Here is a 24,055-nt window from a genome sequence, read left to right as displayed (position 1 = left end):
AATGACGGTATCAATTCAGAATATTTATAGACTTACTCCCTTACAAGAAGGAATACTGTTTCATCACCAATTTGATAGTGATTCTGACGCATATTTCGAGCAACTATCTTTCACTCTAGCAAGAGAACTAAATCCTCAAATTCTAAACCAGAGTTTAAATACATTAATTGAAAGATATGATGTGCTTAGAACTGCATTTGTTACTAAAAATGTTGAACAGCCTTTACAAGTAGTTATGAGTGAGAGAACAACTCAAGTGCACGTGGAAGATATAACTTCATTAAAGGAGTCAGATCGTTCAGTTTATGTTAATGAATACATGATTAACAACAGACAAATAAAATTTGATCTGGAACAAGATGTTCTAATGAGATTAGCTCTATTTAAGATAAGCGATAAATCCTGGAGGTTTGTGTGGAGTTTCCACCATATTATCCTTGATGGATGGTGCTTAGGTATTTTACTAAAGGATTTATTTCAAATATATGATCTCATATGCCAAGATGCTGAGATTTTACTTAATGATGTCCAGCCGTACAGTTTATACTTTGAATGGTTAGACAATCAGGAGAAAGATACAGCAATGCAATATTGGAAGGAAGTTTTAAGTGGATATACTGAAGCTTCTTCTTTACAATTTCAAAAAAAGTATAACAAGAACGAGATAGTGGAGCACAAAAGGTATAATTTGTATTTTGAACCCAATCTAACTAAGGGATTGGAGAATCTCTCCAATCAATATCAAGTAACATTAAGTTCTGTTATGCACACAATGTGGGGAATTGTTCTTCAAAAATATAATCAAACTGATGATGCAGTGTTTGGATCAGTTATATCTGGTCGCCCACCTGAGATATCAGGAATAGAATCGATGGTCGGTCTCTTTGTGAACACAGTCCCATTGAGAGTTAGGAGCTTAAGTGATACTACCTTTATAGATCTTACTCAAAATGTCCATCAGTTAATGGTTGATGCTAATAAGAATGGGTTTATTTCCTTAAGTGATATACAGAGCTCCACCACTGGAAATAATCAAATTATTGATCATGTTGTTGCTTTTGAGAATTATCCGATTGAAAGTCTGGGAGAACAGACTTCATTGCTCTCGGATATTGATTATTATGAACACACCAATTATGACTTTAGCCTGACAATATCACCGGGAGTTGAACTTGAGGCGGCTTTCACATACAGCACCTCGGTCTATGATTCGGAGACGATTGTTCAATTAGGTAAGCACTTACTGAAAATAGCCGAACAAGTCGTGAGTAATGCTAGTGTTAACATAACAGATATTGACCTGAAAACTGAGACTGAAAAAAAATTAATCTTGGAAGATTTTAATGATACAGTTACAGCGTACCCTACCGAAAAAACAATATCTGAGTTATTTCAGGAGCAAGTTGGAAAAACGCCAGATCATATTGCTTTGCAAGTAGAGGGTGCGAAGTTGACATATCGTGAATTAAATGAACAAGCAAATCAGATTGCTGTCAAACTGCAAACTGTGGGCACCGATTCGGATGAGATTGTCGCAGTGATGGCAGATCGCTCGATGGAAACGATTATCGCAGAACTGGGGATTATTAAAGCAGGAGGGGCATATTTGCCCCTCTCCCCAGAGTATCCTGCAGAACGTATTAACTATCTTCTAGGTGATAGTAGAGCCAAGGTTGTTCTCACCAAACAGGAGTATGCCTCTCTTTTCGAAGAGGAATCGGTGGAAGTACTGATCATAGACCAAATCCTTGCTGAACGAGCGGAGGCCGTGCCAGCGGTGGTGGGCAAAGCAACAGATTTAGCTTATGTGATGTATACCTCAGGAACCACAGGCAAGCCTAAAGGTGTCATGATAGAGCATCGTAATGTGGTTAGATTGGTAAAGAACACGAACTATGCAGAACTTGAAACAGGCGGCCGTATGCTACAAACAGGTGAATTAACGTTTGATGCGAGCACCTTTGAGATATGGGGAGCATTACTCAATGGCATGGAATTACACCTGGTCGACAAAAATGTTATTCTGGATCCGTCGAGATTGGAAGAAGTGTTAAAGCAGCGGGAGATTACCACTGCTTTTTTGACGTCTCCTTTGTTTAACCAACTTGCGCTCCAGAAACCAGAGATGTTCCGTTTCATGAAAGAGTTATTTATCGGAGGGGATGTGCTCCCGACACAGCAGGTGAACCGTGTGCGCCAAACATGCCCTACTTTACAGGTAGTGCATGTGTACGGACCGACAGAGAGCACCACGTTTGCAACTAGTTTTTTAATTTCACAAGATTATGAATCTACTATACCCATTGGAAAACCGATCAGTAATACTACAGCCTATGTGGTGGGTCGGGAAGGAACTCTCTGTCCAATTGGCGTCCCAGGTGAACTATGGATCGGTGGAGATGGGCTTGCCCGAGGATATCTACATCAGGAGGAACTGACAGCTACCAAATTTGTGAATACGTCTTTTCATGGACAGCGGGTATATCGGACAGGCGACATGGCTAAATGGCAACCTGATGGAACGATCGTGTTTATCGGACGGGTAGATAACCAGATCAAAATACGAGGCTATCGTGTTGAAATAGACGAAATAGAGAAACAGATACTTCAACATACACAAATAAAAGAAGCCGTTGTCACAGTGTTGAATCAAGGAGATGCAGGAGTAAATCTTTGTGCTTATGTAGTTGCGCATGGCAATGCAGAGCGAACAGACATCAAGGAATATTTGGCGGACCATCTTCCGAATTATATGGTACCGTCATTTTTTGTGTATCTGGACCGCTTACCGCTTACCGCAAATGGAAAGATTGATCGGAAGGCGCTACCCCAACCGGAGCTACAAATGGAAGAATACAAGGCACCAACTAGCCAGACTGAGCAAACATTGGCGAGCATATGGAGTGAAATTCTGGGCGTTGAAAAAATCAGTGCCACGGCTAGCTTTTTTGACTTGGGAGGCCATTCACTAAAAGCAATCAGTGTGGTGTCTGCGATCCAGAAAGAACTTGGGGTCGAGGTATCCTTACAGGAGTTATTTGAGAAGCCGGTATTGGAGAAGTTAGCTGCCGCAATCGATGGATCTGCGAAAAAAGAATACGTACGGATTCCAAGAGCGAAGGAAGCGGCATGGTACCCGGTTTCATTTGCACAAAGACGAATGATGATCCTCAATGAAATGGAAGGGGTTCATACAGCATACAACATGCCAACGGTACTGCAACTGGAAGGTAATACTGACATGTTGAAACTGGAAACAGTATTTTGCGAATTGATTGAGCGACATGAAGCTTTCCGCACATCCTTACGCTACGAAGAAGGCGAACCGGTTCAAGTAATTCATCCAGAAGTAACGTTTGAAATCGAAGTTCTGAAAGATAATACGGTCGAAGAAGTGATTGGGAAATTTGTAAGACCCTTTGACTTATCGAAAGCGCCGCTCATCCGAGTTGGAACCATGCAAGAGACAAATGGAAAGCAGTTGATGCTGATAGACATGCATCATATTATCTCAGACGGGGTTTCTATGAATCTGTTGGCTGAAGAGTTCGATCGTTTATATAGCGGAGAGAAACTACCTGAACTAGAAATCCAGTACAAAGATTACGCCGTGTGGCAGCAAGATGAGGCGGGAAATGAGCATTATCAAGCGCAGGAAGCTTATTGGTTGGAACGATTATCAGATGACTTGCCAGTACTTAAGCTACCCACCGATTATCCACGTCCTCAAATGCAAAGCTTCGAGGGTGCTGCTGTGTCTATGCAGATAGATCATGAACTGTCTGGACGGATTAATGAACTGGCTGCAAAACATGGTGCGACGCAGTACATGGTGATGTTAGCTGCACTGAATGTATTGCTCTCGAAATATACAGGTCAGGAAGATATTATCATTGGAACATCTGTGGCGGGCCGAACGCACGCAGATCTATCGGGCATCATGGGGATGTTTGTTAACGCCTTGCCGATGAGAAGCAAGCCTGTGGGAAATAAAACCTTTCAAGGTTTCCTTGAGGAAGTTAAGGAACAGTCACTAGCAGCATTTGATAACCAGGATTACCCGTATGAGGCTTTGGTAGAGAAGCTAAATGTGCGTAGAGACTCCAGCCGGAATCCGTTGTTTGATGTGATGCTAAATGTACAAAGTTCTGATGATATCCAATTAAGCGGCGATAGCGGTCAAGTTACACTATATCCACTAGACGCTATTGCATCAAAATTTGATATCCGACTCGTTGTTGAAGAGAGACAAGAGCAGATTAGTTTATATGTAGAGTATGCAACTAAATTGTTCAATGAAAGAACGATTGCAAATTTGATTAATCATTTAATTAGAATTTTGGATACGATTGTAGAAAATACGGATGTGCAGCTAAATGAAATCGAAATGTTGTCACCGAATGAACGAGAGCAGTTACTGTATTCCTTTAATGACACTGTAGCAGCTTATTCACAAGATAAAACCATTCATGAACTGTTTGAAGTACAAGTTGAACAAACACCAACTCAAGTAGCCGTTCGTGGTGGAGACGATCAACTGAGCTACCAAGAGCTACAAGATCGAGCTAACATACTGGCATCGCTACTTCGGGATCGGGGTGTAAAACCTGGAGATCAAGTTGCAATTTTGCTTGAACCTTCGGTAGAGATAGCCGTTTCTATACTGGGGATATTGAAGACCGGATCGTCTTATGTGCCTCTTGATCCAGAGACCCCAGAAGAACGACTTCAATATCAGTTAAAGGATAGCGATGCACAGTATGTGGTGACGGTAAGAAAAACCATGAAACCAAGGTTGGGCGAAACTACATGCTTATACCTGGATGATATCGATTGGACCAAACAAGTGCTCCATCTTGAAGAGACAGGGCAAGACCCAGAACAAGCAGCTTATGTCATTTACACATCGGGAACGACAGGAAAACCGAAGGGAGTGGAAGTCACACATCGAAATGTCGTGAACTACGTGAGCGCATTTATCCAATCAGCAGCGTTGACGACAGTAGATAAAACGATGCTTGTCTCATCCTATGCGTTTGATCTGGGGTATACAGCACTGTATTCTTCCTTGCTCAGTGGGGGTGAATTGCACTTCGTATCGAAAGAGCAGTATGCGGATCCGGAGCAGATGATTGGGTACTGGCATGCCCAGGGGATTACCTACGTCAAAATGACGCCTTCCTTGCTCTCGATGGTGGTGAAGGCTCGTTCCGAAGTTCGCAAGGGAAGTCAGCTGCGACTGGTCGTGGTTGGTGGAGAAAGCATTCGAGCGAACGATGTAGCGGCCTTCCTGGAGCAATATCCGGCGGCGCAGGTCATGAACCATTATGGTCCAACAGAAACCACGATAGGGTGTATTACCCAGCTGATCGAGCCAAGTACAGTGGAGGAATTTGTCCAACGACCTGTTATCGGAAGACCCATTGCGAATACGCAAGTGTACATCGTGCAAGGAAGCAATACATTGGTCCCACCTGGAGTCTACGGAGAGCTATGTATCAGCGGAGATGGTGTAGCTAAAGGGTACCTAGGCCAAATGGCGTTGACAGAAGAACGATTCCAGGTAAATCCATACCGCGCCGAGAGCCGGTGGTACCGTACAGGGGACATCGCAAGATGGTTACCCAATGGAACGATAGAGTTTGCTGGACGTCGCGATCACCAAATAAAGGTGAGAGGATATCGAGTAGAACTTGGAGAGATCGAAGAAGTGTTGTTGAAACAAGCGGGAATTCGGCAAGCCGCTGTGAAGAGTGTGGATCATGGGGGAGATGTGGGGCTGTGTGCGTACGTGGTTGGCGAAGAAGCAATGAACGAAACGCATCTTCGAGAGCAGCTACTCCAACAGTTGCCTCACTACATGATTCCGTCCCATGTTGTATTCTTGGAAACCCTGCCGATGAATTCAAACGGGAAGATTGCAAGGGATAAGTTGCAGAGTCCAGAGAGTGAAATTACTTCTGTGATAGAAGAGCCGCAGAGTGAAATGGAGAAAAAAGTTGCTAGCATCTGGAGAGAGGTCCTGGGGATTGAGGGGGTAAGCAGGAAAGCGAACTTTATTGATTTAGGCGGGCACTCCTTAAAAGCAATTCAAACCGTCTTAGCGATACGAAAAGAGCTGGGCGTAGAAGTATCTTTGCAGGAGTTGTTCCAAAAACCGGTGCTGGAGGAAATGGCTGCTGCCATGGAAGAGGCGCTAAGGGCAGAATATGTACGAATTCCAAGAGCGAAGGAAGCGGCATGGTACCCGGTTTCATTTGCACAAAGAAGGATGATGATCCTCAATGAAATAGAAGGAATACAGACTGCATATAACATGCCAACGGTGCTGCAACTAGAAGGCGACGTTGACATGTTAAAAATGGAAGAAGTATTCCGTCAGTTAATTGAACGACATGAGGCTTTCCGCACATCCTTACGCTATGAAGAGGGAGAACCGGTACAGGTGATTCACTCGGATGTACCGTTCAGCATCGAAACTTTAACAGGTGACCTAGTGGAAGAAGTACTTAGAAAGTTTGTCAGACCATTTAACTTGATGAGTGCACCACTCCTACGAGTCGGTGTTATGCAAGAGGCAAATGGAAAGCAGTTGATGCTGATAGACATGCATCATATTATCTCAGACGGGGTTTCTATGAATTTGTTGGCTGAAGAGTTCGACCGTTTATATAGCGGAGAGAAACTACCAGAACTAGAAATCCAGTACAAAGATTACGCCGTATGGCAGCAAGATGAGGCGGGAAATGAGCATTATCAAGCGCAGGAGGCGTACTGGCTGACACAATTATCAGGCGACTTACCAGTACTTGAGCTACCCACCGATTATCCACGTCCACAAATGCAAAGCTTCGAGGGCGCTGCTGTGTCCATGCAAATAGACCATGAACTGTCTGTGCAGATTAATGAACTGGCTAAAAAACATGGTGCGACGCAGTACATGGTGATGTTAGCTGCGCTGAATGTATTGCTCTCGAAATATACAGGTCAGGAAGATATTATCGTTGGAACATCTGTAGCGGGCCGAACGCATGCAGATCTATCGGGCATCATGGGGATGTTTGTTAACGCCTTGCCGATGAGAAGCAAGCCTGTGGGAGATAAAACCTTCCAAGGTTTCCTTGAGGAAGTTAAGGAACAGTCACTAGCGGCATTTGATAACCAGGATTACCCGTATGAGGCTTTGGTAGAGAAGCTAAATGTGCGTAGAGACATCAGCCGGAATCCGTTGTTTGATGTGATGCTAAATGTACAAAGTTCAAATGCAGAAGATGTTCAATTAAGCGGCGATAGCCGCCAAGTTACACTGTATCCACTGGAGACCATCACATCAAAATTTGATATCCGGCTCGTCGTTGAAGAAAGACCAGACGATATCGGCCTATATGTGGAGTATTCGACAAAGCTGTTTCAGGAAGAAACGGTTCTGAATCTGACGCAACACTTGATTACGATTTTGGATGTTGTTGCAAAAAATGAAGATGTACGGTTGTCTGAAATTGAAATGTTGTCACCGAATGAACGAGAGCAGTTACTGTATTCCTTTAATGACACTGTAGCAGCTTATTCACAAGATAAAACCATTCATGAACTGTTTGAAGTACAAGTTGAACAAACACCAACTCAAGTAGCCGTTCGTGGTGGAGACGATCAACTGAGCTACCAAGAGCTACAAGATCGAGCTAACATACTGGCATCGCTACTTCGGGATCGGGGTGTAAAACCTGGAGATCAAGTTGCAATTTTGCTTGAACCTTCGGTAGAGATAGCCGTTTCTATACTGGGGATATTGAAGACCGGATCGTCTTATGTGCCTCTTGATCCAGAGACCCCAGAAGAACGACTTCAATATCAGTTAAAGGATAGCGATGCACAGTATGTGGTGACGGTAAGAAAAACCATGAAACCAAGGTTGGGCGAAACTACATGCTTATACCTGGATGATATCGATTGGACCAAACAAGTGCTCCATCTTGAAGAGACAGGGCAAGACCCAGAACAAGCAGCTTATGTCATTTACACATCGGGAACGACAGGAAAACCGAAGGGAGTGGAAGTCACACATCGAAATGTCGTGAACTACGTGAGCGCATTTATCCAATCAGCAGCGTTGACGACAGTAGATAAAACGATGCTTGTCTCATCCTATGCGTTTGATCTGGGGTATACAGCACTGTATTCTTCCTTGCTCAGTGGGGGTGAATTGCACTTCGTATCGAAAGAGCAGTATGCGGATCCGGAGCAGATGATTGGGTACTGGCATGCCCAGGGGATTACCTACGTCAAAATGACGCCTTCCTTGCTCTCGATGGTGGTGAAGGCTCGTTCCGAAGTTCGCAAGGGAAGTCAGCTGCGACTGGTCGTGGTTGGTGGAGAAAGCATTCGAGCGAACGATGTAGCGGCCTTCCTGGAGCAATATCCGGCGGCGCAGGTCATGAACCATTATGGTCCAACAGAAACCACGATAGGGTGTATTACCCAGCTGATCGAGCCAAGTACAGTGGAGGAATTTGTCCAACGACCTGTTATCGGAAGACCCATTGCGAATACGCAAGTGTACATCGTGCAAGGAAGCAATACATTGGTCCCACCTGGAGTCTACGGAGAGCTATGTATCAGCGGAGATGGTGTAGCTAAAGGGTACCTAGGCCAAATGGCGTTGACAGAAGAACGATTCCAGGTAAATCCATACCGCGCCGAGAGCCGGTGGTACCGTACAGGGGACATCGCAAGATGGTTACCCAATGGAACGATAGAGTTTGCTGGACGTCGCGATCACCAAATAAAGGTGAGAGGATATCGAGTAGAACTTGGAGAGATCGAAGAAGTGTTGTTGAAACAAGCGGGAATTCGGCAAGCCGCTGTGAAGAGTGTGGATCATGGGGGAGATGTGGGGCTGTGTGCGTACGTGGTTGGCGAAGAAGCAATGAACGAAACGCATCTTCGAGAGCAGCTACTCCAACAGTTGCCTCACTACATGATTCCGTCCCATGTTGTATTCTTGGAAACCCTGCCGATGAATTCAAACGGGAAGATTGCAAGGGATAAGTTGCAGAGTCCAGAGAGTGAAATTACTTCTGTGATAGAAGAGCCGCAGAGTGAAATGGAGAAAAAAGTTGCTAGCATCTGGAGAGAGGTCCTGGGGATTGAGGGGGTAAGCAGGAAAGCGAACTTTATTGATTTAGGCGGGCACTCCTTAAAAGCAATTCAAACCGTCTTAGCGATACGAAAAGAGCTGGGCGTAGAAGTATCTTTGCAGGAGTTGTTCCAAAAACCGGTGCTGGAGGAAATGGCTGCTGCCATGGAAGAGGCGCTAAGGGCAGAATATGTACGAATTCCAAGAGCGAAGGAAGCGGCATGGTACCCGGTTTCATTTGCACAAAGAAGGATGATGATCCTCAATGAAATAGAAGGAATACAGACTGCATATAACATGCCAACGGTGCTGCAACTAGAAGGCGACGTTGACATGTTAAAAATGGAAGAAGTATTCCGTCAGTTAATTGAACGACATGAGGCTTTCCGCACATCCTTACGCTATGAAGAGGGAGAACCGGTACAGGTGATTCACTCGGATGTACCGTTCAGCATCGAAACTTTAACAGGTGACCTAGTGGAAGAAGTACTTAGAAAGTTTGTCAGACCATTTAACTTGATGAGTGCACCACTCCTACGAGTCGGTGTTATGCAAGAGGCAAATGGAAAGCAGTTGATGCTGATAGACATGCATCATATTATCTCAGACGGGGTTTCTATGAATTTGTTGGCTGAAGAGTTCGACCGTTTATATAGCGGAGAGAAACTACCAGAACTAGAAATCCAGTACAAAGATTACGCCGTATGGCAGCAAGATGAGGCGGGAAGCGAGTATTATCAAGCGCAGGAGGCGTACTGGCTGACACAATTATCAGGCGACTTGCCGGTACTTGAGCTACCCACCGATTATCCACGTCCACAATTGCAAAGCTTTGAAGGAGCGGCTATTTCAGTGCAAATTGACCGTGAACTGTCAGTGCAGATTAATGAACTGGCTAAAAAACATGGTGCGACGCAGTACATGGTGATGTTAGCTGCGCTGAATGTATTGCTCTCGAAATATACAGGTCAGGAAGATATTATCGTTGGAACATCTGTAGCGGGCCGAACGCATGCAGATCTATCGGGCATCATGGGGATGTTTGTTAACGCCTTGCCGATGAGAAGCAAGCCTGTGGGAAATAAAACCTTCCAAGGTTTCCTTGAGGAAGTTAAGGAACAGTCACTAGCGGCATTTGATAACCAGGATTACCCGTATGAGGCTTTGGTGGAAAAGCTGAATGTGCGTAGAGACTCCAGCCGAAATCCGGTATTTGATGTGATGCTGAATGTAAGAAATTTTGATTCAACAAATTTAAATTTGGAAGGTTCAACTATTAAGCCGTATCAGTCTGAAAATGAAATATCTAAGTTTGATTTAACGCTTACAGTCAACCAAGATCAAGATGAGATTGATTTGTTTTTTGAATATGCTACTAAGCTCTTTAAGAAAGATACTATAGATAGAATGATCGAACATTTTATAACCATTTTGCGTGCTGCAGCGAAAAGTGGACATATTCTCTTATCCGAAATTGACATACTCGCAGAAATGGAAAAAGAAAATCTAATTAATCTTGGTACTAAAACAAAAACAGCTTATCCTGCTAATAAAAGTATATCTGCATTATTTACAGAGCAGTTGGAACGAACACCTGATAGCATAGCGATTCAGGACAGAGAACAGAGATTGACTTATCGTCAACTAAATGAGCGTGCAAACCATATTGCGGTTAAGCTCCAACAATTAGGTGTTGGTTCAGATGATATTGTCGCAATATTAGCAGATCGCTCCATTGAAACAATAGTTATGGAATTGGGAGTTATAAAAGCAGGTGGTGCTTATTTACCTATATCGCCAGATAGCCCTGAAGAGCGTATCAACTATTTTTTAATGGATAGCGATACCAAAGTGGTTCTAACTAAGAATTGTTTTGCCGGAACATTAAGGAATGGTAATGCTGAGCTCTTAATAATAGAGGAGCTATCGACACAAGAAGAACTGGCCTTACCAATTGATAATAGTAAGCCAAATGATTTGGCGTATGTGATGTATACATCGGGCACAACAGGAAAACCCAAAGGGGTAATGGTAGAGCATCGCAATGTTGTTAGATTGGTTAAGAATACTAATTATATTAGATTTGAAGAAGGTAAACGTATGGTGCAAACCGGAGATTTAACGTTTGATGCAAGTACCTTCGAAATTTGGGGTGCCCTACTGAATGGTATGGAATTGCACATTATCGATAAGAATACCTTGTTAAATTCGAAACAATTGGAAGAAGTGTTAAATAATCGTAATATCGATACAATGTGGCTAACGTCTCCTTTGTTTAATGAGCTTTCGACTGATAATCCGAATATGTTTAGATCTCTTAAACAGTTAGTAATCGGTGGAGATGTTTTATCACCATCTAAAGTTCGAGAAGTTGTAAAATATTGTAAGACTCTTAATATAATTAATGGGTATGGTCCAACTGAAAACACTACTTTTTCTTGTAGTTATTTAATTGAAGAATCAATAAACGACAATAGCATCCCTATTGGGCGCCCGATTAATAATTCCACTGTTTTTGTAGTGAATAATCATGGACAACTTTGTCCAACAGGCGTACCTGGAGAGTTATGGGTCGGGGGGGATGGTGTTGCTCGAGGATACCTCAATGAAGAATCCCTTACCAAAGAAAAGTTTATTGCTAGTCCATTTAATTCAAACGAAAAATTATATCGAACTGGAGATTTAGTTAGGTGGTTGAAAGATGGGAACTTGGAATATTTAGGACGTGTTGACGACCAAGTTAAGATAAGAGGCCACCGAATTGAAATAGGCGAGATCGAAACAGTTCTCATGAAACATGATGCTATTAAACAAGCTTATATAAATACTAAAACAGTCCAAGATGAACTAGTTCTTTGTGCGTATATTGTAACCAAATATCCATTGAGAACAGAATTAATAAAAAAACATTTATTGAATTACCTTCCAAGCTATATGGTTCCGACATTTTTTATTCAAATGGATCGGTTACCGCTCACAGAGAATGGAAAGGTTGATAGGGATGCTCTTCCACAACCAGAGGTTAAGGAGAAACCAGCTCATAAGGCACCGTTTAGTGACACAGAACGGAAGTTGGCACAAATCTGGAGTGAAATTTTAGGCATTGATGGCAATATTGGTGCAGAGGCTAGCTTTTTTGAGTTAGGCGGCCACTCACTTAAAGCAATTGGGCTTCTATCCGCCATACGTAAAGAATTTGGGGTGGAAATAAACTTACAAGAGTTGTTTCAAAAACCAGTACTTGATGAACTCGCAGCAACAATCGATGGGTCTACTAAAACACTATATGCACGAATTCCTCGTGTGGAGAAAAAAGACTGGTATCCTGTCTCCTTTGCTCAAAGACGGATGATGATTCTCAATGAAATGGAAGGAATTCATACCACGTATAACATGCCAACTGTTTTACAACTGGAAGGTAATGTTGATTTGTCGCAACTGGAAGAAGTGTTTCGTCAGCTAATCAAACGACATGAAGTATTCCGGACATCCTTACACTACCAAGATGGGGAACCAGTTCAAGTTATCCATCCGGAAATATCATTTGCGATCGAGAATTTGACGGGAGAAAACATAGAAGTAGCTTTGAAGGAATTCGTCAGACCGTTTGACTTAACGGTCGCTCCACTCTTACGCGTTGGTGTACTAAGAGCTGCAGATGAAAAAAAATTGTTATTCATTGATATGCATCATATTATTTCCGACGGTGTTTCCTCGAGTATTCTAGCGGAGGAGTTTGACCGGCTTTACAATGGACAAGAGCTACCTGAACTGGACGTTCAGTATAAGGACTATGCTGTATGGCAACAAGAGGGCGCAGGACATGATCTGTATAAGGCGCAAGAGACGTATTGGTTGGAACAGTTGTCTGGTAACCTTCCTGTGCTTGAATTACCAACTGATTACCCGCGTCCCCAACTGCAAACCTTTGAAGGCAACGTAGTTTCTATGCATGTGGATCAAGAACTTTCTACACGTATTAATGAAATAGCAACAAGACACGGGGCAACAAACTATATGGTGATGTTAGCAGCGCTAAATGTCCTTTTATCAAAATATACAGATCAGGAAGACATATTAGTTGGGACACCAGTTGCTGGTCGTACACATGCAGATATACAAGATACATTTGGTCTGTTTGTAAACACAGTTGTTATGAGGAATGAGTTGAAAAAGGGACAACTCTTCAAAGACTTCCTCCTAGAAGTAAAACAAAATGCAATAAATGCTTTTGAGAATCAAGATTATCCGTTCGAGTCTTTAATTGATAAGTTAAATGTAAAAAGGGATTTTAGTCGTAATCCAGTTGTAGATTTAATGCTAACAATTCGTAACATCAACTCGGAGAAAATGGAAGCTAACAGTATAAATGCTACTAGTCATCCAATAACCCTAACCAAAACGAAATTTGACCTTACAATAACCGTGCTCGAGGAGCACAATGGAACCATGCAACTACAATTCGAGTATGCAACTAAGTTATTTAGAGAAGAAACCGTAACTAGGATGGCTCAACATTTCACTAATATTTTGTCTATAGTTACTGATAACGAGGAGATTGAATTATGATTATAGATATGCTTTCCAACCAAGAGCGTTTGCTACTTTTAAATAATTTTAATGATACAGTTACAGCGTACCCTACCGAAAAAACAATATCTGAGTTATTTCAGGAGCAAGTTGGAAAAACACCAGATCATATTGCTTTGCAAGTAGAGGGTGCGAAGTTGACATATCGTGAATTAAATGAACAAGCAAATCAGATTGCTGTCAAACTGCAAACTGTGGGCACCGATTCGGATGAGATTGTCGCAGTGATGGCAGATCGCTCGATGGAAACGATTATCGCAGAACTGGGGATTATTAAAGCAGGAGGGGCATATTTGCCCCTCTCCCCAGAGTATCCTGCAGAACGTATTAACTATCTTCTAGGTGATAGTAGAGCCAAGATTGTTCTCACCAAACAGGAGTATGCCTCTCTTTTCGAAGAGGAATCGGTGGAAGTACTGATCATAGACCAAATCCTTGCTGAACGAGCGGAGGCCGTGCCAGCGGTGGTGGGCAAAGCAACAGATTTAGCTTATGTGATGTATACCTCAGGAACCACAGGCAAGCCTAAAGGTGTCATGATAGAGCATCGTAATGTGGTTAGATTGGTAAAGAACACGAACTATGCAGAACTTGAAACAGGCGGCCGTATGCTACAAACAGGTGAATTAACGTTTGATGCGAGCACCTTTGAGATATGGGGAGCATTACTCAATGGCATGGAATTACACCTGGTCGACAAAAATGTTATTCTGGATCCGTCGAGATTGGAAGAAGTGTTAAAGCGGCGGGAGATTACCACTGCTTTTTTGACGTCTCCTTTGTTTAACCAACTTGCGCTCCAGAAACCAGAGATGTTCCGTTTCATGAAAGAGTTATTTATCGGAGGGGATGTGCTCCCGACACAGCAGGTGAACCGTGTGCGCCAAACATGCCCTACTTTACAGGTAGTGCATGTGTACGGACCGACAGAGAGCACCACGTTTGCAACTAGTTTTTTAATTTCACAAGATTATGAATCTACTATACCCATTGGAAAACCGATCAGTAATACTACAGCCTATGTGGTGGGTCGGGAAGGAACTCTCTGTCCAATTGGCGTCCCAGGTGAACTATGGATCGGTGGAGATGGGCTTGCCCGAGGATATCTACATCAGGAGGAACTGACAGCTACCAAATTTGTGAATACGTCTTTTCATGGACAGCGGGTATATCGGACAGGCGACATGGCTAAATGGCAACCTGATGGAACGATCGTGTTTATCGGACGGGTAGATAACCAGATCAAAATACGAGGCTATCGTGTTGAAATAGACGAAATAGAGAAACAGATACTTCAACATACACAAATAAAAGAAGCCGTTGTCACAGTGTTGAATCAAGGAGATGCAGGAGTAAATCTTTGTGCTTATGTAGTTGCGCATGGCAATGCAGAGCGAACAGACATCAAGGAATATTTGGCGGACCATCTTCCGAATTATATGGTACCGTCATTTTTTGTGTATCTGGACCGCTTACCGCTTACCGCAAATGGAAAGATTGATCGGAAGGCGCTACCCCAACCGGAGCTACAAATGGAAGAATACAAGGCACCAACTAGCCAGACTGAGCAAACATTGGCGAGCATATGGAGTGAAATTCTGGGCGTTGAAAAAATCAGTGCCACGGCTAACTTTTTTGACTTGGGAGGCCATTCACTAAAAGCAATCAGTGTGGTGTCTGCAATTCGAAAAGAACTCGGAGTGGAGATATCCCTACAGGAATTATTTCAGAAACCAATACTGAAGGAACTTGCAACTGTTATTGATGGATCTGCGAAAAAAGAATTCGTACAGATTCCAAGAGCGAAGGAAGCGGCATGGTACCCGGTTTCATTTGCACAAAGGCGAATGATGATCCTCAACGAAATGGAGGGCATTCATACTACGTATAACATGCCAATGGCGCTACAATTGGAAGGAAATGTTGACGTTGTAAAAATGGGAGAAGTATTCCGCAGATTAATTGAGCGACATGAAGCTTTCCGAACAACATTCCGATATGAGGAAGGAGAACCGGTTCAAACGATCCATCCAGAAGCTCACTTTGAAATTGAATACTTAACAGGTGATCAATTAGAAGTAGTTTTTAGTGACTTCGTTAGACCATTTAACTTGGCTATTGCGCCACTCCTCCGTGTCGGTGTCATGCAAGAAGCAAGTGGAAAACAGTTGTTACTGATAGATATGCATCATATAATTTCAGACGGAGTTTCTATGAATCTGCTGGCGGAAGAGTTCGACCGCCTGTATAACGGGGAGAAATTACCTGCGCTACAAATCCAGTACAAGGATTACGCTGTGTGGCAGCATGATAAGGCGGGAAGTGAGCATTATCAAGCTCAGGAAGCCTATTGGATGGAACGGCTATCAGGGGACTTGCCGGTACTTGAACTACCTACAGATTATCCACGTCCACAGGTGCAAAGTTTCGAGGGTGCTGCTGTGTCCATGCAGATTGGCTCTGAACTGTCTAGACGGATTAATAAACTGGCTGTAGAACATGGTGCGACACAGTACATGGTGATGTTAGCTGCGCTGAATGTATTGCTTTCAAAATATACAGGGCAAGAAGATATTATCATTGGAACATCTGTGGCAGGTCGGACGCACTCAGATCTATCCGGTGTTATGGGGATGTTTGTAAATTCATTGGCGATGAGAAACCAGCCTGTTGGAAGTAAAACCTTCCAAGAATTCCTTGAAGAAATTAAGGAGGAGTCCCTAGCAGCATTTGATAACCAAGATTACCCTTATGAAGCATTGGTGGAGAAGTTAAATGTGCGTCGAGACTCCAGCCGAAATCCGATATTTGATGTGATGCTAAATGTACAAAACATAGAATCTTCAAAAGCCCAAAAAAGCGGGAAGCACGGCACTATAATTGATTCAAAAAAGGTTAATGCTAAATTTGATTTAAAGTTTGAAATTGGAGAAAATGATCGAGGAATTAGTGTACATGTAGATTATGCTACTAAAATATATACAGAGAATACGATCAATAGCTTAATAAAGCATTTTCTGAAAATTATTGAAGAAGTAAGTGATAATGATCAAGTCGAGTTATGTGCAATCGAAATTTTGACAGATAGAGAGAAAAATAAAATACTTTACGCTTTCAATCAAACCAACGTAGATTTTCCATTTGAAAAAACAGTTCATGGGGTTTTTGAGGAGCAAGTAAAGAAAACTCCGGACCATATTGCAGTAATTTGCTCAGGAGAAAAGTTAACTTATGTTGAACTGAACCGGAAAGCAAATCAATTAGCAGCTGTTTTAAGGAATGAGTCTGTACTTCCAGATCAAGTCGTTGGAATAATGACAGAGCGTTCAATGGAAATGATAATTGGTATTCTTGCTATCCTTAAGGCAGGTGGAGCATACCTTCCTCTTGATCCTTATGCCCCCTTGGAAAGAATCCAATATATGCTAGAAGATAGCAAAGCGGAGATATTATTAGTTCAAAATGGCGCCTTAGTAAAGGGTAACTTTAATGGGAAGACTATCTTTTTAGATACAGAGTATGAGGAAAAGAATGTAAAAGATACTCAAACAACTTCCAACCCCAACAATCTGGCATATGTTATCTATACATCGGGATCTACCGGTAAACCAAAAGGCGTAATGATTGAGCACTCATCTGTTATAAATCGTATTAACTGGATGTTGAACAAATATCCTCTTCATTCAAACGATATCATTTTGCAAAAAACTCCGTATACTTTTGATGTTTCTGTATGGGAACTTTTTATGTGGTTTTTTAATGGGAACACGCTTTGTTTTTTAGCTCCTGATGCCGAGAAAGACCCTATGAAAATTATAGAAACAGTATCATCGGAGAAAGTATCTGTTATTCATTTTGTACCTTCAATGTTTAATTTATTTTTAGAATATTTAGATTCACATAAAATTAAGGGTTTATTATCTTCACTAAAATATATTTTCACCAGTGGAGAAGCGTTAAGTGTTTATACAGTTGAGAAGTTTAATGATTGTAGTAACGGTGACTTTACTGCCACTCTTCATAATCTTTATGGTCCAACTGAGGCAACTGTTGATGTATCATATTATGATTGTGCTTCAACTCAGAGTCTGCAGACAATACCCATTGGTAAACCTATTCATAATACACAACTATATATTTTGAATCAGTATCAACAACCAGTACCAATCGGAGTTCTGGGGGAGTTATATATTTCAGGTGCAGGTGTAGCAAGAGGTTATCTTAATCTTCCTGAATTAACTAATGAGAGATTTCTACCTAATCCATTTTTATCTCAGGGAAGAATGTACAAAACAGGTGATCTAGCTAAGTGGATGCCAAACGGAGATATCGAATACGCAGGACGTGTAGATGATCAAGTTAAGATTCGAGGCTATCGTATTGAGTTAGGAGAAATAGCAAATACGGTACGCAAGATAAACGGCATTTTGGAAGTTGCTATTCATACAATAAGCCATTGCGGAGAACTAAAAATTTGTGCTTACGTAGTTGCACAAAATGAGATGAATACACAGGAAATAAAAAATTACTTAGCTAATCATCTTCCAAACTATATGGTACCATCATTTTTTGTATATCTAAATCGATTGCCGCTCACTGCTAATGGAAAAATTGATCGAAAGGCTTTGCCAAAACCGGATTTACAAATAGAGGAAGCGTACAGATCTCCATCCAGTGAAACTGAACAGACTTTAGCACACATATGGAGTGAAATTCTAGGCGTTGAAGGTATTAGTGCAACGGCTAGCTTTTTTGATTTGGGAGGCCATTCATTGAAAGCCATCAGAATGGTTTCTGCTATCCGAAAAGAACTTGGGGTAGCGGTGTCTTTACAGGAGCTATTTCAAAAACCCATATTGGAGGAGCTTGCAGCTACAATCGATGGATCAACTAAAACAGAATATGTGCAAATTCCACGAGCAATGGAAGCCGCCTGGTACCCCGTCTCATTCGCCCAGAAACGGATGATGATACTTAACGAGATGGAAGGAATTCAAGCTGCGTACAACATGCCAAGTGTGCTGCAACTTCAAGGTAATATTGATATGTTGCGAATGGAGGAGGTCTTCCGCCAATTGATTCAGCGACATGAGGCCTTCCGAACATCTTTGAATTACGAAAAGGGAGAGCCAGTTCAAGTGATCCACTCGGAAGTTCCCTTTAGCATTGAAACCCTAGTAGGGGACCAAGTAGATGCGGTGCTTAGGGAATTCGTTAGACCATTTAATTTGGCGAGTGCTCCACTTTTACGAATTGGTTTCATGACAGAGGCAACTGGAAAGTCATTGCTATTCATTGATATGCATCATATTATATCAGACGGGATATCGATGAATTTACTGGCCGAAGAGTTCGACCGATTATATAGTGGGATAGAACTACCGGCGTTAGAGATCCAGTACAAGGATTATGCTGTTTGGCAACATGAAGAAGCCGGAAGTAAGGAATACCAAGCTCAAGAGGCATATTGGTTGGAACAGTTCTCGGATGAGCTACCGATACTCGAGCTACCAACCGATTTTCCACGTCCACAAGTTCAAAGTTTTGAAGGATCTGCAGTTTCGGTACAGATCGAACCAGAACTTTCTGTACGGATCAATGAACTGGCTGCAAAACATAGTGCGACGCAGTACATGGTGATCTTAGCGGCACTCAATGTATTACTTGCAAAATATACGGGCCAAGAAGATATAGTAATTGGGACACCAGTAGCTGGCAGAACACATTTAGAAATGAAGAATATTTTAGGACTTTTTGTGAATACGGTAGCAATTCGTAGCCAACCGCAACGAAGTAAAACGTTTCAATCTTTTCTTATGGAAATAAAGAAAAATTCGTTAAATGCATTTCATAATCAGAGCTATCCCTATGAGGCATTGGTGGAAAAACTAAATGTACCAAGAGACCCTAGCCGTAATCCAATTTTTGATGTGTTGTTAAATGTACAAAACATGGATACCAATAGTACTGAACCACAAGGTGTTCATTATTCTTTTTATCCCACTGAACTGAATGTTTCCAAATTTGATATGAAAATTTTAGTTTCAGAAGGAAGAGAAGGATTAAAACTTCATATTGAGTATGCGAGCAAATTATTCAGTGAAAAAACGATTGAAAACTTAGCAAAGCACTTGATTACGATTTTGGATGTCGTTGCAAAAAATGAAGATGTACGGTTGTCTGAAATTGAAATGTTGTCACCGAATGAACGAGAGCAGTTACTGTATTCCTTTAATGACACTGTAGCAGCTTATTCACAAGATAAAACCATTCATGAACTGTTTGAAGTACAAGTTGAACAAACACCAACTCAAGTAGCCGTTCGTGGTGGAGACGATCAACTGAGCTACCAAGAGCTACAAGATCGAGCTAACATACTGGCATCGCTACTTCGGGATCGGGGTGTAAAACCTGGAGATCAAGTTGCAATTTTGCTTGAACCTTCGGTAGAGATAGCCGTTTCTATACTGGGGATATTGAAGACCGGATCGTCTTATGTGCCTCTTGATCCAGAGACCCCAGAAGAACGACTTCAATATCAGTTAAAGGATAGCGATGCACAGTATGTGGTGACGGTAAGAAAAACCATGAAACCAAGGTTGGGCGAAACTACATGCTTATACCTGGATGATATCGATTGGACCAAACAAGTGCTCCATCTTGAAGAGACAGGGCAAGACCCAGAACAAGCAGCTTATGTCATTTACACATCGGGAACGACAGGAAAACCGAAGGGAGTGGAAGTCACACATCGAAATGTCGTGAACTACGTGAGCGCATTTATCCAATCAGCAGCGTTGACGACAGTAGATAAAACGATGCTTGTCTCATCCTATGCGTTTGATCTGGGGTATACAGCACTGTATTCTTCCTTGCTCAGTGGGGGTGAATTGCACTTCGTATCGAAAGAGCAGTATGCGGATCCGGAGCAGATGATTGGGTACTGGCATGCCCAGGGGATTACCTACGTCAAAATGACGCCTTCCTTGCTCTCGATGGTGGTGAAGGCTCGTTCCGAAGTTCGCAAGGGAAGTCAGCTGCGACTGGTCGTGGTTGGTGGAGAAAGCATTCGAGCGAACGATGTAGCGGCCTTCCTGGAGCAATATCCGGCGGCGCAGGTCATGAACCATTATGGTCCAACAGAAACCACGATAGGGTGTATTACCCAGCTGATCGAGCCAAGTACAGTGGAGGAATTTGTCCAACGACCTGTTATCGGAAGACCCATTGCGAATACGCAAGTGTACATCGTGCAAGGAAGCAATACATTGGTCCCACCTGGAGTCTACGGAGAGCTATGTATCAGCGGAGATGGTGTAGCTAAAGGGTACCTAGGCCAAATGGCGTTGACAGAAGAACGATTCCAGGTAAATCCATACCGCGCCGAGAGCCGGTGGTACCGTACAGGGGACATCGCAAGATGGTTACCCAATGGAACGATAGAGTTTGCTGGACGTCGCGATCACCAAATAAAGGTGAGAGGATATCGAGTAGAACTTGGAGAGATCGAAGAAGTGTTGTTGAAACAAGCGGGAATTCGGCAAGCCGCTGTGAAGAGTGTGGATCATGGGGGAGATGTGGGGCTGTGTGCGTACGTGGTTGGCGAAGAAGCAATGAACGAAACGCATCTTCGAGAGCAGCTACTCCAACAGTTGCCTCACTACATGATTCCGTCCCATGTTGTATTCTTGGAAACCCTGCCGTTGAATTCAAATGGGAAGATTAATCTTCAAGCACTCCCTGATTGGAAAGCTGAAGAAGATAATAGTTATTTTGGACCGATTGGTGAAACAGAATTAATGCTTTCTGATATTTGGAGTGATGTATTAGATATAAAAGAAATAGGAAGGAATGATAATTTTTTTCTTTTAGGTGGTCATTCATTAAAAATATTAACAGTACGATCGACTTTATCGAAAAAAGGGTACAAGGTAACTTTCAATGAGTTATTGACTCATCAAACTATATCAGAATTAGCAGGCTTCTTAGATTTGAAGCAGCAAACTCTACCCGGAAAAATTAACACATATGATGATACCGAATTATTGCTTGAATCAAGACTTGGCGTGAGAGCAAAGTTTGCAATTAAGGACTATGATGGGAGAAAAATCACAGTACTATTTATGAATGAGATTCAAAGTAGCAAAAGTTTAGAAATTGAAAAGATACTCTCAGTAGAAGTAGAGGAATCTTTGCACCCAGAATATATAATTTATTCAGATGATAAGTATGATGAGGATTTTGTTCCTGAGTTTATTTCATCAAATCAAATGTTGTTAGAGAAAAAAATATTTGAAATTGACTATTTGCAAGAGCGGTTTACAGCCTATTTCAGTGAAGGATCACTAATAAAAGAGTATCCTATTTCACCTTCTCAATATTATCATGCACAGAATCAAGAATTCTCAGGTACAACAATTTATTTTAATCAAATTGTCAATATAGATATTCTGAATGAAGTATTTGCAGAATTACTTCAAACTCAAGAGATGATGAAAAGTCTCTTAATAACAGATCAAAACCAACTAAAGTGGCAAGTGTATGAGCCACGGACGGCATTAAAAATACCTTTTTATGATATATCCATGTATAACGAACACACTAAATCAAAAATTTTAAACTTAGTACGTAAACATCTTTTCAATGAAAAATATAGTCAAGAAAACTCATTAATGTATCGATTACTACTTGTAAAAGAAAATACTAAAAAGTTCACATTAATGATTCCATTTTCACATGTTAAATTTGATTCTATTAGTAGGGGGATTTTGGAGGATTTTATCTCGAAAAGATACGATCAATTATTATACAAAACAGAGGCAACCAACACGAGTCAACCCACTGAGCTTGTTAGTTACGAGAGTTATGTATCACAAATAAGAAGAGGACCTCAAAGAATACAGGATGATAGAATTAAAAGTGTTTTTGATTTAGACAATTTCTTTGAACTTCAACAAGGTTTGCAAAAATATAACGTATCATCTTTCCGTGAATCTAGTCCTATAATTTTGCATAAAGGATTGGAATTCGATTCTAATAAAGACGGCTGGTTAACGTGCTTGAATTATTTCATTAAGTTCGTAACTTCTTTCTATAACATGTCTTCTATACCTATCTGGATGATTAATTTTGGCAGACAGTATGGTTCAAACAATTATTTTCATTTATTAGGAGAGTGTATCGATTTTATTCCATTGATTATTAATAAGGAAATCCAAACTAATCAAAATAACCAAATTATTCGAAGTAAATTAGAAATTGCACAACAGCACAATATAAATTTTACAAATTTAATCTATAATGATGAAATGAATAGTATGTATCCTGCTTCAACGGACGTATTAAGAAGTACGATATATAACATGCCTATCATATTTAATTATTTAGGAGAAAATGCATCGGTTACTAGCATCGGAGAAACTAAGGACACAACTCCGCTGGAAAACAGAAATGCTGACAAAATGATTTATCAAACGGGTTATTCAAACGGCTATATATTCATTCACCTTATGCTTTCCTTTGGTGAAGAGAAGGCAAGAATGGTTTTTGATCATTTATAAACTTTGTTGACAAGTGTTAATGGGGGCGCCCCTCATTAACCAAAATTAATATTAATTGTACGTAGCTCTTATTATGTAATCTGGTATGGTAAGTATATAGTGGTAAGTTGAATGATCAAAAACCATCATGCGCAACTTTATTACTGTCTACAGCTGAGATGCTAAGAAACCTACATTTAGCTGATACAAATGTCTAAAGCTGAGTTCTGATATCATAACTTGAATAGATGTTGTTGGGTTTTGTATAGGACAGGACGATGTTCCTACTGAACTGAGGTCATACACAGCAACATAAGTTGTGTAAAGAAGACGACACGCAGTTTTATAGCGGTAGAATATCTATTTAGCTTCAAGTGTAAGAAAGACTCTCAAATAGAGTGACTCTGTAAAGGTGTGAATTTTTGACAAGCGAGGGATATATTCTATTTACATTTTTGTTATAATTTGTGAGAAAACTGCATACATTTAGTTTTAGTTCTCTGGATATAAGGGATAAGATGTGTCTTGATGACGCTAATAAAGTCACTAAGCAGAGCTATCTAGACTTACAAAGTATAATGGGTTATATTGGGAATAAGGAGGCTTGGATTGAGTTATCGAGTTATTTAATAAGAAAAGTTCAGAAGTGCTCGAATTATCCATAACATATTTACTGCGTATAAGTTGAACTGATCTATAAGAGAATAATTCATTTATATCCATTTAAACTTTAATTTAAGAGAAATTGAAAATTCAGTAATTTAAGTATACAGTCGAATGAGGTGATTAA

2 protein-coding genes are annotated in these 24,055 nt (G+C 41.4%); both read left to right on the top strand.

The annotated features are described in order from the left end of the window. Nucleotide 1: 1 nt before the first annotated feature. Entirely contained in the window at nucleotides 2-13,705 is a 13,704-nt protein-coding gene (locus ABTV53_RS20925; protein WP_433746028.1) for an amino acid adenylation domain-containing protein, read from the top strand. Further along, on the top strand, nucleotides 13,702-23,286 hold the full coding sequence (locus ABTV53_RS20920; protein ID WP_433746025.1) for an amino acid adenylation domain-containing protein: 9,585 nt from the start codon (nucleotides 13,702-13,704) through the stop codon (nucleotides 23,284-23,286). Before ABTV53_RS20925 ends, ABTV53_RS20920 begins: the two co-directional genes overlap by 4 nt. Nucleotides 23,287-24,055: the final 769 nt, after the last annotated feature.

This window comes from Paenibacillus amylolyticus (assembly GCF_050990605.1).
Taxonomy (GTDB): domain Bacteria; phylum Bacillota; class Bacilli; order Paenibacillales; family Paenibacillaceae; genus Paenibacillus; species Paenibacillus amylolyticus_H.
The sequence above is the reverse complement of the archived record's forward strand: the minus strand, read 5'-3'. Positions and strand labels throughout refer to the sequence as shown.

Bases quoted from the DNA above. Each gene is read 5' to 3' on its own strand.
- ABTV53_RS20925 (WP_433746028.1), top strand. From the start codon at position 2: ATGACGGTATCAATTCAGAATATTTATAGACTTACTCCCTTACAAGAA.
- ABTV53_RS20920 (WP_433746025.1), top strand. From the start codon at position 13,702: ATGATTATAGATATGCTTTCCAACCAAGAGCGTTTGCTACTTTTAAAT.